This is a genomic window from Pantoea graminicola, assembly GCF_048452665.1.
Lineage (GTDB): Bacteria > Pseudomonadota > Gammaproteobacteria > Enterobacterales > Enterobacteriaceae > Pantoea.
The window spans coordinates 57,088-71,833 of the sequence record NZ_JBLWSJ010000006.1 but is presented as its reverse complement, the minus strand read 5'-3'; the positions used below and the strand labels follow the sequence as shown (position 1 = coordinate 71,833).

Annotated in this window: 14 protein-coding genes; 6 read left to right on the top strand and 8 right to left on the bottom strand. The window is 58.6% G+C overall.

The window, feature by feature from the left end:
- Nucleotides 1–121: 121 nt before the first annotated feature.
- Nucleotides 122–1,423, bottom strand: a complete 1,302-nt coding sequence (gene gltP / locus ACNY69_RS15015) for a glutamate/aspartate:proton symporter GltP (RefSeq protein WP_111141280.1) — start codon at nucleotides 1,421–1,423, stop codon at nucleotides 122–124.
- 585 nt (nucleotides 1,424–2,008) lie between these two features.
- On the opposite strand from gltP, the gene acs reads away from it, so the two are divergent.
- From acs to ACNY69_RS15000, 3 genes are all read left to right on the top strand, one after another.
- Nucleotides 2,009–3,964 carry an acetate--CoA ligase gene (acs, locus tag ACNY69_RS15010; protein WP_293774275.1) on the top strand — a complete coding sequence of 652 codons (1,956 nt, stop codon included), beginning with the start codon at nucleotides 2,009–2,011 and terminating at the stop codon, nucleotides 3,962–3,964.
- Nucleotides 3,965–4,103: 139 nt separating this feature from the next.
- A complete protein-coding gene (locus tag ACNY69_RS15005) occupies nucleotides 4,104–4,433 on the top strand; it encodes a DUF485 domain-containing protein (RefSeq protein WP_418799036.1) in 330 nt (109 codons plus the stop codon).
- Nucleotides 4,430–6,085: a cation acetate symporter gene (locus ACNY69_RS15000; protein ID WP_111140225.1), complete on the top strand. Its 1,656-nt coding sequence runs from the start codon at nucleotides 4,430–4,432 to the stop codon at nucleotides 6,083–6,085. The genes ACNY69_RS15005 and ACNY69_RS15000 overlap by 4 nt, the downstream gene beginning before the upstream one ends.
- A gap of 64 nt (nucleotides 6,086–6,149) precedes the next feature.
- Here ACNY69_RS15000 and ACNY69_RS14995 read toward each other — a convergent pair whose 3' ends face one another.
- The 3 genes from ACNY69_RS14995 to ACNY69_RS14985 all read right to left on the bottom strand — a co-directional run bounded on the left by ACNY69_RS14995 (nucleotide 6,150) and on the right by ACNY69_RS14985 (nucleotide 7,946).
- Entirely contained in the window at nucleotides 6,150–6,695 is a 546-nt protein-coding gene (locus ACNY69_RS14995) for a YfaZ family outer membrane protein (RefSeq protein ID WP_111140224.1), read from the bottom strand.
- A 137-nt stretch (nucleotides 6,696–6,832) separates the two neighbouring features.
- Nucleotides 6,833–7,528: an LrgB family protein gene (locus ACNY69_RS14990; protein WP_111140223.1), complete on the bottom strand. Its 696-nt coding sequence runs from the start codon at nucleotides 7,526–7,528 to the stop codon at nucleotides 6,833–6,835.
- On the bottom strand, nucleotides 7,521–7,946 hold the full coding sequence (locus ACNY69_RS14985; RefSeq protein ID WP_111140222.1) for a CidA/LrgA family protein: 426 nt from the start codon (nucleotides 7,944–7,946) through the stop codon (nucleotides 7,521–7,523). Before ACNY69_RS14985 ends, ACNY69_RS14990 begins: the two co-directional genes overlap by 8 nt.
- Nucleotides 7,947–8,049: 103 nt before the next feature.
- Here ACNY69_RS14985 and ACNY69_RS14980 point away from each other — a divergent pair, with 103 nt between their 5' ends.
- Nucleotides 8,050–8,952 carry a LysR family transcriptional regulator gene (locus ACNY69_RS14980; protein ID WP_111140221.1) on the top strand — a complete coding sequence of 301 codons (903 nt, stop codon included), beginning with the start codon at nucleotides 8,050–8,052 and terminating at the stop codon, nucleotides 8,950–8,952.
- Between the two features lie 42 nt (nucleotides 8,953–8,994).
- Here ACNY69_RS14980 and ACNY69_RS14975 read toward each other — a convergent pair whose 3' ends face one another.
- The 4 genes from ACNY69_RS14975 to soxR form a co-directional block, all read right to left on the bottom strand.
- The gene (locus ACNY69_RS14975; RefSeq protein WP_111140220.1) at nucleotides 8,995–10,644 is read right to left on the bottom strand and encodes a Na+/H+ antiporter; all 1,650 of its coding nucleotides are present in this window, start codon (nucleotides 10,642–10,644) and stop codon (nucleotides 8,995–8,997) included.
- Nucleotides 10,645–10,789: 145 nt separating this feature from the next.
- Nucleotides 10,790–12,139 carry an NCS2 family permease gene (locus tag ACNY69_RS14970; RefSeq protein WP_293774280.1) on the bottom strand — a complete coding sequence of 450 codons (1,350 nt, stop codon included), beginning with the start codon at nucleotides 12,137–12,139 and terminating at the stop codon, nucleotides 10,790–10,792.
- A gap of 336 nt (nucleotides 12,140–12,475) precedes the next feature.
- Entirely contained in the window at nucleotides 12,476–13,141 is a 666-nt protein-coding gene (locus tag ACNY69_RS14965) for a glutathione S-transferase family protein (RefSeq protein ID WP_111140218.1), read from the bottom strand.
- A 39-nt stretch (nucleotides 13,142–13,180) separates the two neighbouring features.
- Complete coding sequence (gene soxR / locus ACNY69_RS14960) at nucleotides 13,181–13,666, bottom strand: redox-sensitive transcriptional activator SoxR (RefSeq protein ID WP_111140217.1); 486 nt, start codon at nucleotides 13,664–13,666, stop codon at nucleotides 13,181–13,183.
- Nucleotides 13,667–13,767: 101 nt separating this feature from the next.
- Here soxR and soxS point away from each other — a divergent pair, with 101 nt between their 5' ends.
- Complete coding sequence (gene soxS, locus ACNY69_RS14955) at nucleotides 13,768–14,193, top strand: superoxide response transcriptional regulator SoxS (protein ID WP_199560009.1); 426 nt, start codon at nucleotides 13,768–13,770, stop codon at nucleotides 14,191–14,193.
- Between the two features lie 243 nt (nucleotides 14,194–14,436).
- On the top strand, nucleotides 14,437–14,718 hold the full coding sequence (locus ACNY69_RS14950) for a YjcB family protein (RefSeq protein ID WP_111140215.1): 282 nt from the start codon (nucleotides 14,437–14,439) through the stop codon (nucleotides 14,716–14,718).
- Nucleotides 14,719–14,746: the final 28 nt, after the last annotated feature.

The window sequence follows — 14,746 nt, the reverse complement described above, 5'->3', positions numbered from 1 at the left end:
CTGCAGGTTGCTCTGTGGCTGCTGACAGGGTCTCTGGCAGGGATGACCCAGGCGCCCGCAAAAGCCCGCAAAACAAAAGGGCCCAACTTTCGTTGAGCCCTTGTCTTTGTCAGAACCCTGATCAGTCTGCGGTCTGTGTCCGCAACTGCAGCTCATACTGTTTCGCCTGTTCAGCGTCGAACTGGTTTTCCCAGCGGGCAATCACCAGCACCGCCAGCGCGTTACCGACCACGTTCAGCGCGGTACGCGCCATATCCATGATACGGTCAACACCGGCGATAAACGCCAGGCCTTCCAGCGGAATGCCGACGCTGCCCAGCGTCGCCAGCAGCACCACGAACGAGACGCCCGGCACGCCAGCGATCCCTTTTGAGGTCACCATCAGCGTCAGTACCAGCACGATCTCGTCGGTCAGCGACAGGTCGATGCCATAGAGCTGCGCAATAAAGATCGCCGCGATACTCTGATAGAGCGTCGATCCATCCAGGTTAAACGAGTAACCGGTCGGCACCACGAAGCTGGTAATCGCTTTCGGCGCGCCGTAGGCTTCCATCTTCTCCATGATACGCGGTAACACGGTTTCTGAACTGGAGGTCGAGTAAGAGAGGATCAGCTCATCTTTCAGGATACGCATCAGCGTGGTGATCCGCAGCTTACAGAAGCGCGCAACGCCGCCCAGCACCACAAAGGCGAAGAAGAGGATCGCCGCGTAAACCAGCAGCACCAGCTTCGCCAGTGGCCACAGCGAGGCGAAGCCAAAGTTCGCGATAGTCACCGCAATCAGCGCAAACACCCCTACCGGCGCATAACGCATGATCATGTGGGTCACTTTAAACATCGCTTCAGAAACGCCACGGAACAGGTTCACCAGCGGATCGCGCTGCGCTGACGGCAGTGACGACAGGCCTAAGCCAAACAGCACCGAGAAAAAGATAATCGGCAGCATGTCGCCCTTCGCCATGGAAGCGAAGATGTTCTGCGGGATCAGCGACAGAATCGTGGTCACCAGGCTGTGCGGGCCACCCTGGACTTCTGCCGTTGTCGCTTCATATTTAGAGATGTCCACCGTTGCCAGCGTTGACATATCGATGCCGGTGCCGGGTTGAAATACGTTGGCCAGCGTAATACCGACCACAATGGCAATGGTGGTGATCACTTCAAAGTAGAGAATCGTTTTGACGCCGATGCGTCCCAGCTTCTTTGCATCACCGACGCCAGCGATGCCGACAATCAGGGATGAGATCACAATCGGTACCACAATCATCTTGATAAGATGAATAAAGATATCGCCCGCAGGACTGAGAATGTTGGTGACTAACCATTCACGATTGTCTGGCTGATTATGCAACACAGCACCCACGATGATGCCAAGCACCAGGGCTGTCAGAATCTGCCAGGCCAGGCTGATTTTAAAACCTTTCATAACGCGTAATTTCCTCAGTCAAAACCCGTTTTTCTCTACTGCGAAGGTGCAGAAGACAATACACACAGGGAGTGAGCAAAAAGCCCGGTAAATTAGAGGGTGTCTTGAAACAGCGCCCCGTATGAAAATCTGATGATTCTCATACCCATATTCAGACGCTGTCTGAGTTGATACCTGCAGAACAGGGGCGAGATAAGTACCATTTTCACTGTGGTAAATGCAACCCCTGGCGGATCCGATTAAAAGTTAGCCACCTAAGTAGCATAAAGTGCTGCCAGAAGTAAAAATCCCTAACCTGCTGTTATGAAAAGTAATACTTAGATGAATTTCCGCATAGCTATGCAGAGTGGGTTAAAAACGCGGCTGGCGCGTTTGCTTGCTTTTTATCCAGTGCATTCCCGTCTGACACCCTTTCTTAATTCCCTATCGCCGCCAGAGAGTTAACCGGAAATATCAGAATGGCTTCACACTTCCTGGCAGACGGTTTATCCCGTGATCTGTGGCGCAAAAAAGAAACAAAGCTTATGGGCGGGCTTTAATTAACCATTGATTGACATATCATTAACATCTTCAAGGAGATCTGCCATGAGCCAAATACACAAACATCCCGTTCCAGAGAATATTGCAGCAAACACCCTGATTACCGCAGAGCAGTATCAGGCGATGTATCAGCAATCTGTCGATGATCCAGACAGTTTCTGGGGTGAACAGGGCAAAATCCTCGACTGGATTAAGCCTTACAGCAAGGTGAAAAATTGCTCGTTTGCGCCAGGTAACATTGATATTCGCTGGTACGAAGATGGCACGCTCAACCTGGCGGCAAACTGCCTTGACCGTCATCTCGCCACACGCGGCGATCATCCCGCCATTATCTGGGAAGGTGACGACGCCAGCGAAAGCAAAACTCTGACCTTCCGCCAGCTACACGCCGAAGTCTGTCGCTTCGCCAATGTGCTGGAGCTGCTGGAGGTGAAAAAAGGCGATGTGGTGGCGATCTATATGCCGATGGTGCCCGAAGCGGCTGTCGCCATGCTCGCCTGTGCGCGTATCGGTGCCGTTCATTCGGTCATCTTCGGCGGCTTTTCACCGGAGGCGGTTGCCGGGCGTATCGTCGACTCCAGTGCGTCGCTGGTCATCACCGCCGACGAAGGGATCCGCGCCGGACGCAGCATTCCGCTGAAGAAAAATGTCGATGACGCCTTAAAGAATCCTCACGTTACCAGCGTGAAAAACGTTGTGGTGTTCCAGCGCACCGGTAAAGATATCGGTTGGGTGGAAGGCCGCGATCGCTGGTGGCACGACCTGATGCAGAACGCCAGCACCAACCATTCTGCCGCCGAAGTCGGCGCGGAAGATCCTCTCTTTATCCTTTATACGTCAGGCTCCACCGGCAAGCCCAAAGGGGTGCTGCACACCACGGGCGGCTATCTGGTCTACGCCGCGACCACCTTCAAGTTCGTCTTTGACTACCATCAGGATGATATCTACTGGTGCACCGCCGATGTAGGCTGGGTCACGGGCCACAGCTATCTGGTCTATGGCCCGCTGGCCTGCGGGGCGACCACGCTGATGTTTGAAGGGGTGCCGAACTGGCCAGCGCCAAGCCGCATGGCCGAGGTGGTCGACAAGCATAAAGTTACCCTGCTCTACACTGCGCCGACGGCAATCCGTGCGCTGATGGCCGAGGGTGACAAGGCGATTGAAGGCACCGACCGCAGCAGCCTGCGCATTATGGGATCGGTCGGCGAGCCGATTAACCCGGAAGCCTGGGAGTGGTACTACAAGAAAATCGGCAACAGCCGCTGCCCGATCGTGGATACGTGGTGGCAGACCGAAACCGGCGGTTTCATGATCACGCCGCTGCCAGGGGCAACCGAGCTGAAAGCCGGTTCCGCTACCCGTCCTTTCTTTGGCGTGCAACCGGCACTGGTGGACAACGAAGGCCAGCCGCAGGAGGGTGCCTGCGAGGGCAATCTGGTGATCACGGACTCCTGGCCCGGCCAGGCGCGTACGCTCTATGGCGATCACGACCGCTTCGAGCAGACCTACTTCTCCACCTTTAAAAACGTCTACTTCAGTGGTGACGGCGCCCGTCGCGATGAAGATGGCTACTACTGGATCACCGGACGCGTCGATGACGTACTCAACGTCTCGGGTCACCGGCTTGGCACCGCCGAGATCGAGTCGGCGCTGGTTTCCCATCCGAAAATTGCCGAAGCGGCGGTCGTCGGGATCCCGCACAGCATCAAAGGCCAGGCGATCTATGCCTACATTACCCTGAACCACGGTGAAGAGCCGTCGCCGGAGCTCTACAGCGACGTGCGGCAGTGGGTGCGCAAAGAGATCGGCCCCATCGCCACACCGGACGTGCTGCACTGGACCGACTCTCTGCCGAAGACCCGCTCGGGCAAAATCATGCGCCGTATTCTGCGCAAGATCGCCACCGGCGACACCAGTAATCTGGGTGATACCTCGACCCTCGCCGACCCTGGCGTGGTGGAGAAACTGCTTGAGGAGAAGCAGTCGATTAAAATGCCTTAAGCGCACGCAATCCGGCGGGAAGATCGCTTCCCGCCACCCCCGCCCCACGCAGTCTGTTTCGCGAGTCACAACTACTATAACCAGCTGAATCCGCGCCCTGCGCGAGGTTCCTGCCTGCAAGCCCTCTGGAGAAAATGTGATGAATGACGCCCTTTCGAATCAGGATGCCATCAATCAGCAGATTGAACGCAATCCCCGTTTTCATGAGTTAGTCCGTAAACGTCAGGCGTTCGCCACGCTGCTGTCGCTGATTATGCTGGTACTGTATGTCGGCTTTATCCTGCTGATTGCCTTTGCTCCCGGCTGGCTGGGTACGCCACTGTACGCCGGCACCAGCGTCACGCGCGGTATCCCGATTGGTGTCGGGCTGATCGTAATGTCGTTTGTCCTGACCGGCGTCTATGTCTGGCGCGCCAACGGTGAGTTTGACCGTTTAACCAAAGCGATCCTCAGCGAGGTGAAATCATGACCCGTCTCACCTTATGGCTGCTGGCCATGCTGCTGCCGTTTTCTGCCCTGGCGGCCGATGCGATCACCGGCGCGGTGCAGCGTCAGGCGACCAACTATCAGGCGATCATCATGTTTATGGTTTTCGTCGGTGCCACGCTGGGCATTACCTACTGGGCCTCCCGGCGCACCCGATCGCGTAACGACTACTACACCGCAGGCGGCAATATCACCGGTTTTCAGAATGGCCTGGCGATGGCGGGTGACTTTATGTCCGCTGCCTCGTTCCTGGGCATTTCGGCGCTGGTCTACACCTCCGGCTATGACGGCCTCATCTACTCGCTCGGCTTCCTGGTCGGCTGGCCGATGATTCTGTTTTTAATCGCCGAGCGGCTGCGCAACCTGGGTCGCTATACCTTTGCCGACGTCGCCTCCTACCGCCTGAAGCAGATGCCGATCCGTATCCTGTCGGCCTGCGGCTCGCTGGTGGTGGTGGCGCTCTACCTGATTGCGCAGATGGTCGGCGCCGGTAAGCTCATCCAGCTGCTGTTTGGCCTTAACTACCATGTGGCGGTGGTGCTGGTCGGCATTCTGATGGTGATGTATGTGCTGTTTGGCGGCATGCTCGCCACCACCTGGGTGCAGATCATCAAGGCGGTGCTGCTGCTGTTTGGTGCCACCTTTATGGCGGTGATGGTAATGAAGGCGACCGGTTTCAGCTTCAATACGCTGTTCACCGAGGCGATGGCGGTTCATCCCAAAGGCAGCGCCATTATGCAGCCGGGCGGGCTGGTAAAAGATCCGATTTCGGCGCTGTCGCTGGGGCTGGGGCTGATGTTCGGTACGGCCGGATTACCGCATATCCTGATGCGTTTCTTCACCGTGGCGGATGCCAAAGAGGCGCGTAAAAGCGTCTTCTGGGCCACCGGCTTTATGGGGTATTTCTACTTCCTCACCTTTATCATCGGCTTTGGTGCCATTCTGCTGGTCGGCGCGAATCCGATCTTTAAAGATGCCAGCGGCGCGCTGATTGGCGGCACCAACATGGCGGCGGTCCACCTGGCGAACGCCGTGGGGGGCAGCACCTTCCTGGGCTTTATCTCTGCGGTTGCCTTCGCCACGATCCTGGCGGTGGTGGCGGGCCTGACCCTGGCAGGTGCCTCAGCGGTGTCACACGATCTCTACGCCAGCGTCTATCGTAAAGGCCAGGCCAGCGAGAAAGATGAGCTGCGGGTCTCCAAAATCACCGTGCTGGCGCTGGGCGTGGTGGCGATTGCCCTGGGTATCCTGTTTGAGAAGCAGAACATCGCCTTTATGGTCGGGCTGGCCTTCTCGATTGCGGCCAGCTGTAACTTCCCGATCATTCTGCTGTCGATGTACTGGTCGAAACTCACCACGCGCGGTGCGATGGTGGGCGGCTGGCTGGGCCTGCTGACTGCCGTGATCCTGATGATCCTTGGCCCGACCGTATGGGTGCAGGTACTGGGTAACGCCACGCCGGTTTTCCCGTATGAGTATCCGGCGCTCTTCTCCATGGCCGTGGCATTTATCGGCATCTGGATCTTCTCTGTTACCGACCATACGCCGCAGGGCGCAGAGGAGCGTTCCCGTTTCCGGGCGCAGTTTATTCGTTCACAGACCGGCACCGGCATTCAGCAGGGTAAAGCCCACTGATTTTGTGGTGGCACAAAAAAAGGGCGGCTGATAACAGTCGCCCTTTTCTTTTCATGCCACGGGATCAGAAGCGCAGTGAGGCACCCACGTACGGGCCATCGACCAGCACGTTATCTTTCCGTCCGCCTTTGTTGTTCAGTTCGATGTACTGATAACCCACGCGCAGGTTCAGCAGAGAAACCGGCGTAAAGCTCAGGCCGCCAGCGGCTTCCTGATAGCTGTCGAGGTGATCGGTAAGCGACTCCGGTGCGTAATAATATTCGCCATACACGCCCCACATGCTGTTGAAGCTGTAGTTCGCAGCGCCACCCAGCGCCACCGCAAATCCATCTTTTCCATCTTCAGGATGGGTGAAGATCGCTTTTGCGGTCGGCGCCAGACGCAGAGGTCCGAAGTCAACGTTGTAGCCCAGACCGGCGCCGTAGGTGCTGCCGTCATGGTCGCTGCGCAGCCAGTTACCCTTCAGAAACAGGCCAGGGGTCGTGGTGCCCAGACCCAGATTCAGATTGGTGTTGTGTTCGCTGACGTCCACACTGCCTTCAATCGCCTGAGCTGCACCGCTCAGTAAAACCAGCCCGAAGGCGCTCCCGGCAACAAATTGCTTAAACATGATTCCACTCCATGACAATTAATTCGGCCGCAAGGTTAACAGCCTGAAATGGGGTGACAACAAAATAGCGAAAACTTTACGTAAAAAACCGTGTCCCTTTCTGCCTGCATGTCATCACCCGCGCAACGGAGTGTAGACTATATTGCCCACATCAGGTGGCCAATCAGGGGCGCCATCACCACGGTGAATACGCCCGACAGCATCATCACCAGGCTGGCGACGACGCCCTCCTGCTGGCCCAGCTGCCAGGCGCGTGCGGTTCCGGCTCCGTGCGACGCCGCGCCGAATCCGGCGCCTTTCGCGACCCCCTGTTTAATCGCGATCCGCAGAAACAGCACATCCCCCACCGCCATACCAAACACGCCGGTGATCACCACAAACAGCGCCACCAGATCGGGCTGACCGCCAATCGGGCCTGCCGCCGCCAGCGCAAAGGGGGTGGTAATAGAGCGCACGGCCAGACTGCGCTGGATCGACTCCGGCAGGGTGAGCAGCCGCGCCAGCCAGACGGAACTGCAGACGGCGACCAGCGTGGCGGTGATGACCCCCGCGCTCAGCGACAGCCAGTGGCGTCGGATGATCGCCACGTTCTCATAGACCGGCACCGCAAAGGCCAGCGTGGCCGGGCCGAGCAGCCAGAGCAGCCAGTGGTTTTCTGCGATGTAGTCCTGCCAGCTGATGTGCGTCAGCAGCAGCAGCGCCACCAGCACCAGGGGCGTCATCACCAGCGGCATCAGCAGCATTGTCCGCCAGCGTCGATAGAGCCGTTTATTCAGCGCATAAACCAGCAGCGTGACCGCCACACACAGCAGGCTGAGCAGGAGATCACGCATCGGGTGCCTGCTTACGCGCGGCACGCGCGACTTCATACTGATAAAGCCTCTCCACGACCCAGGCCGTCGAGGCCAGCACCAGCAGCGTACTGACACCAATTACCACGCAGATGCGCCAGCCATCCACCCGCAGCAGATCGCCATAGTTGACCACGGCCACCACCGCCGGAACAAAGAACAGCAGCATCTCTGCCAGCAGCCAGCGCGATCCCGCTTTTACCCAGTTCAGCGGCACAATCCGCGTTACGATTAACGCCAGCATCAGCAGCATCCCGACAATGTTGGCGGGCAGCGGCAGATGCAGCCAGCTTACCAGCCGGTCGCAGGCGATATAGAGGCCGATATAGAACCCCAGCTGCAGCGGCAGACTGAACCACTGCGCTGCGCGGTGACTGCGTGAAACCAGCACGGACGCCATCTTCCTCTCTTCCCGAATAAATTGACTGCACCAGTATAAAACGCCCACAGAAGGTGAAAAAAATGAATTAAAATTATCGCAATCATGCCTGAAAGGAATAGTTATGGATGTCCGCGCCCTGCGTTACTTTACTGAGGTCGTCCGCCAGCAGAGCTTTACCCGGGCGGCGCAGAAACTGTTCGTGACCCAGCCGACCATCAGCAAGATGCTGCGTCAGCTGGAGGAGGAGCTGGGCTGCACGCTGATCCTGCGCGATGGCCGCCGTCTGCACCTCACCGACAGCGGCGAGGCGGTCTATCAGCGTGGTCTGGCGATCCTGCAGGAGTTTCATCAGTTGGAGGCGGAGATCGGTGACATCAACCAGCTTAAAACCGGCGAGCTGCGGCTCGGTATTCCGCCGATGGTCGGTATGCAGATAGCCGGTTCGATATCCGCCTTTCGCCGCCGCTATCCCGGCGTGAAGCTGAAGATCTCTGAGTTTGGCGGTCTGACGGTACAGCAGGCAGTGCTGGCGGGCAGCCTCGATATCGCCCTGACCGCCCTGCCGGTGGACGCCGGGCTGCCGCTGAACACCCTGCCGCTGATGCATCATCCGCTCTGTGTGCTGCTGCCGCGCCATCCCGGGTGGCTCGGCCGTCAGCAGATGAGTCTGACCGAACTCGCACAGCATCCGCTGCTGATTTTCAACGAAGAGTTCTCGCTGAACCGTCAGCTGATGCAGGCCTTTCAGCGGCTCAGCCTGACGCCGACGGTGGCGGTGCGCAGCGGACAGTGGGATTTTCTGGCGGCGATGGTGCAGGCCGGGATGGGGCTGGCGATTCTGCCGGAGCCGATCTGTCAGCGCCTGGACAAACAGTCTCTGCTGTGGCTGCCGCTGGAATCGGAACTGAAGTGGAGCCTGGGATTGATCTGGCGGGAGGGGAGCTATCTGTCGCGCAGTGCGCAGGCGTGGATTGCCTGCTGCCGCGAGCACTGGCCGGATGAACCGCCGCGCCTGTCGGTGTAAAAGGCTGGCACGCTGCCTCCGCGCAGGCGTGCCAGCCTGACCTTACTCCTCTTTTTCGATCAGCAGGATTTCCAGCAGATCCAGATCGTGCAGTAACTTCTGCATAGTCTCGTTGGAGATCTGCTGGGTGGCGCGCAGATGGTAGACCTCGGCACGCTCGGCGCGCAGTCCGGTCAGGCGGAAGCGGCGCTCCAGGTTCTCGGCGTAGAGCGCATGTTCGAGATCATTCTTCCCTTCGGCGCGGCGACGCAGGTTACCAATCACCCGCAGGCTCACCTCTTTCAGCAGCTCTGGATCGATGTTCTCCTCCGACTCATTTTCCAGCCGCTCTTCCATCTTGTGCAGGCTCTCAATCGCCGCCCCGGCCATCACCGCGCGGGCGCTCTGCAGTTCGCGACGATGTGCGCCTTTGTCGATGCTGTCGATGCCGCGCAGCAGCACCGGCAGGATCACAACACCCACCAGCAGCGAGAAGAGAATCACGCCGGTGGCGATGAAGACCAGCTCATAGCGCGCCGGGAAGGGATCCCCGTTGCTCAGGAACAGGGGAATCGACAGCACACCCGCCAGGGTAATCGCACCGCGCACGCCGGCAAAGGAGGCGATCAGCAGTTCACGCAGCGAGTAGTTAGAGAACTCCAGCGGCTTCTTCTTCAGCAGGCGTTTGCTGAAGCGCTGCATAATCCACAGCCAGCCGAAACGCACCACCATCAGCGCCAGATAGACCAGCCCGATGTCGGCAAACAGCATCCAGAGTTCGACATTAGGATCGGCCTGCGCCTGATCGACAGAAGTCTGCAGGATGTCCGGCAGCTGCAGGCCCAGCATCAGGAAGACCATGCCGTTAAACACGAACTCCAGCATCTGCCAGACGCTGTTGGCACGCAGACGCATCGCCAGTGGCGCCTGACGGATAATGCCGGAGCGGGTGATGGTCATCCCGGCCGCCACGGCCGCCAGAATGCCTGACACGCCCAGATGTTCGGCAATCAGGTAAGAGGCAAACGGCAGCAGCAGCAGCAGGACGGTCTGCGTCGCCGGATCGTCACCGCTCCAGCGGCTGAGCAGGCGCAGCGATTTCCCGTAGAGCCAGCAGACGGCCACACCGGCAATCAGCCCGCCAATCGCCACTTTGAGAAACTCAATGCTGGCACCGCTCCAGGTAAACACCATGGTGCCCATCGCGACGGCGACGGCAAACTTCAGGGAGACCAGGCCCGATGCGTCATTCATCAGGGCTTCACCCTGAACAATCGACATGATCTTCTTGGGAATGCGGCCTTCCCCGACGATGCCGGAGAGCGCCACGGCATCGGTCGGCGAGAGTACCGCAGCCAGCGCAAAGGCCGGGATCAGCGGAATGCCGGGTACCATCCAGTAGATCAGATAGCCGATACCGATCACGGTAATCAGCACCAGCGCCAGGGCTAAGCCGATGATCTCACGGCCATGATGCAGGAACTCGCTGATCGGCGTTTTCCAGCCATCCGCGAACAGCAGCGGCGGGATAAACAGCACCAGAAACAGCTCCGGATCGAAGTCCACATGCAGACCAAATGTGGGCCAGGCCAGCAGCGCACCGGCGGCGATCTGGACCAGCGGCAACGGGATCTGAAAAGGGAGGATACGGGCCGCGACGCCAGAGAGCGACACGACCAGCGTCATGATGAGAATAGTAAAAAAGATTTCCATGCTTTCCTTAGGCGTCGTTTCTTTCAATCATTGGTTAAGCGCTAAAGTGTAAAACAAAGTGCGGTGAAGGTTGTCAGCTACGCGTGCGACGGGCGGGAAAACAGTGAAAAATCCCGGACGCGCAGCCGCACGTCCGGTTGTACAGTCAGATCGCCCAGCCTCCGGCGTAAAAGGCCACCAGCGCCACAGCGATGACGACGGTGCCGATGTTGAGCTTACGCCATTCACCGGCGAAGAGACGGCCGACCACCAGACTGGCGAAGCCGATCATGATGCCGGTCACGATGTTACAGGTCAGAACGATGATTACCGCCGTGAGCAGGCCCGACATCGCATCGACAAAATCATTGAAGTCGATCTTCGACACGTTGCTGAGCATCAGCAGGCCGACATACATCAGGGCCGGGGCGGTAGCGTAAGCAGGCACCAGATACGCCAGCGGTGACATAAACAGGATCACAAGGAACAGCAGACCGACCACAATCGCGGTCAGGCCGGTTTTGCCCCCCGCCGCCGTACCGGCCGCCGACTCAATGTAGACCGCCGCCGGAGACGCCCCCACCAGACCGGCAAACAGGCTGCTGACGGAATCGGTGGTCAGCGCGCGGCCACCGTTAATGATCTGCCCCTGTTTATCCAGCAGACCGGCCTGGCCCGCCACCGCGCGGATGGTGCCGGTAGCATCAAACACAGCCGTCATCACCAGCGCCAGGACGCTGGGCAGCACCACAGGCTGCATTGCGCCCATAATGTCCAGGCTGAACAGCAGCGACTGACCACTGGCGTCGCGCAGTGCGGGCAGCGCAAACAGCCCCTGATAGCTGACCGCCGGGTCAAATATCAGCCCCAGCAGCGAAATGGCGACGATCGTCAGCAGAATGCCACCCGGCACCCGACGCTTCTCCAGGCCGATAATCGCGGACAGCCCCAGCAGCGTCATCATCACCGGAAAGGTGGTGAAGTGGCCCAGGGTCACCGGCAGGCCCGGTCCCGGATTTTTCATGACCAGACCCACGCCGTCAGCCGCAATCAGCAGCAGAAACAGGCCGATCCCGATGCCGGTGCCGTGCGCGACGCCCATCGGCAGGTTACGCAGGATCCAGGCGCGAATGCCGGTCGCCGAGATCAGGGTAAACAGCAGGCCCATCAGGAAGACAGCGCCCAGCGCGACCGGCACGCTGATGTGCTGCCCCAGCACCAGGCTGAAGGCGGTGAAGGCGGTTAAGGAGATGGCGCAGCCCACCACCATCGGCATATTGGCCCACAGCCCCATGACGATGGAGCCAAAGCTGGCGACCAGGCAGGTGGCAACGAAGACCGCAGAGGGAGAAAAACCGGCTTTTCCCAGCATCCCCGGCACCACAATCACGGAGTAGACCATCGCCAGGAAGGTGGTGAGTCCGGCCAGAATTTCCTGACGCACGCTGCTGCCGCGCGCCGAGATCGAGAACCAGGCGTCCAGTTTTCCACTGGCCGGGCGTGATTCAGTTGACATAGTTGAGCCTCAAAAATTTTTGTTGTGTGGATCGCTCTGCGACCATCGCTGTCCCTGGAATAAGCGGGTAGACGGCGTCACTGCCCGGCGTAACCCGGCAGGCAAACGTTTACCTTGCCGCAGATAGTGGCCCGTCAGACGCGGCCAGATAAAAAAGGCAGGCGATTATCCGGCGTTTAGCCGTCCATTTTCAACTGTCAGAGGGAGATTCTTCAGGATCCGGAGCGCATGGCCGGGCTGAGAGAGGGCGACGGAAACGCCGCCGTTAACGGGATTTCAGGGCGTTATGAGTCGCCTGTCCGGGGCCGGACCCGGCCAGGCGGCCTGGACGCCCGGTCAGCCGGGCAGTGAAAGTTCGCCGCCCTGCGCAATCGCCCGCTGCCAGGCGGCACGCTGCTGCACGGTGTTCAGCCATTTCTGCGTGGCGGGCATCTGATCAAGTCCGGCGCGCTGCGCCAGGGCGAGCAGCGGGAAGCTCATCTGGATATCCGCAATCGTGAGATGCGGGCCGGCAAACCAGTCGTGGGCGGTCAGATGCTGTTCAATCATCGCCATGTGCGGCTTAAGCTGTTTATCCAGAAACGCCTTCTGCACCCCTTTACCAAAGGCTGCGCCTACCGGCCTTAGCAGCCAGGGCACCGGCTTTTTCCCCATCTGCCCGAAGATTAATTTCATTACCAGCAGCGGCATCAGGGAGCCTTCGGCATAGTGCAGCCAGTAGCGGCACTGCAACCGCGACGCCTCATCATTCACCTTCAGCCTGAACGTCTGGTCATATTTCTCTTCAAGGTACTCAAGAATGGCCCCGGATTCAGCGACCACCTGGTTGCCGTCGGTGATGACCGGCGATTTCCCCAGCGGATGCACTTTTTTCAGCGCCGCCGGGGCCAGCATGGTCGGCTCGCGCTGATAGCGTTTGATCTGATAAGGCACTTCCAGCTCTTCCAGCAGCCACAGCACCCGATGCGAGCGCGATTTCTCAAGATGGTGAACGGTGATCATCGTGGTTCCCTGTGTGTTGACCTCCCCTCAGTATAGACGTCACTCACCTTCCGCATGTCTGTCATCCTGTTCGGGATCGAGCAGCACGGCTCCGGAACCCTGCTGACCCAGCCGATCGCCAGGGTTGCGCAGCGGACAGTCGCGCATCGACAGACAGCCGCAGCCGATGCAGCCATCCAGGTCATTGCGCAGGCGGGTCAGCGTTTCGATCCGCTTGTCCAGCTCTTCGCGCCAGTGCTGCGTCAGCGCATCCCACTCCGGCGTCGACATGCGCTTGTTGGCCGGAATGTGGTCCAGACTCTCGCTGACCGTCGCCAGCGGAATACCGATGCGCTGTGCAATCTTGATAATCGCGACGCGGCGCAGGACGTCACGGCTGTATCGCCGCTGATTGCCACTGTTACGGGTACTGAAGATCAATCCTTTCGATTCGTAGAAGTGCAGCGCAGAGACCGCGACGCCGCTGCGGCGCGCCACTTCACCCGGCGTTAAGACCGGTTTTGGATAGTTACGTTCTTTTTTCATCTCAGCCTTTACCTCAAGTTAACTTGAGGAATTATACTTCTTCTCCATCAGAACGACTAAACTCCTGTTACCTCTTTATTACACACCAGAAGGATGAGGCCATCATGCAAGAAGAGATCATTCATTCCCTGACGCACTGGATTGACCAGAACCTTGATAAGAGCCTGTCGATTGACGAAGTGGCCGCAAAGTCGGGCTATTCGAAATGGCACCTGCAGCGTATGTTCCGTTCGGTGACGAAACAGACGCTGGGTGGTTATATTCGTGAACGCCGTCTGACGCTGGCGGCAGAAGCGCTGTCGCAGACGCAGCGCCCGGTTTTCGATATCGCGATGCAGTATGGTTATGACTCGCAGCAGACCTTCTCCCGGGTGTTTCGTCGTCAGTTTTCACAGACGCCGACGGCTTATCGTCACACCATGCGTCGTCAGGCCATCCAGCGCCCTCGCCTCCTGAGTTTTGGCTGCAACGACACGCTGAACAGCTTTACCCAGCGCACCACAGGCGAGTGCTGCCCGGTTCGCTGATTGACCGATGCGCCTGCCCGGGCGCATCCCTCTGATTTCCCGCCGTTTATTCCGCCGCTGTTCATTTCATGCCCGCACCATGAGTCAGATTTTGTTCAAAATTTAAAATCGGGTGATATAATGTGACCCACGTCACACTTTGAACCTGATTTGACGGCGCAAAAGTCTTTCCTGACACGCTTTTCCGCCGCCGGTGATGTCCGCAGATTGTCAGGGATACTTACTGATATTGAGGTCCGGCCGATGGCTACGTTAACCGCCAGTTTTCTTGTTATGCGTTGGGAGTTGCTGAGCGCAGTAATGATGTTTTTTGCCAGCACCCTGAAAACTAAACTTCGTCAGGATAGCCGTCACGTCATGGCTTTTATGTGTGGCGGGATCGGTTTAGGCATGACCTGCTGGTTTGTGACCGGGCTGATGGGCATTACCCTGAGCATGGACAACGTGCATAACTTCCTGGCTATCTCAAAGCATGCCTTTATTGAGGCGATGAGCCAGGCGCCTGCTGACTGGCCGATGCCCTGATTTCTGCGCATAAAAAACCCCGCGAAGC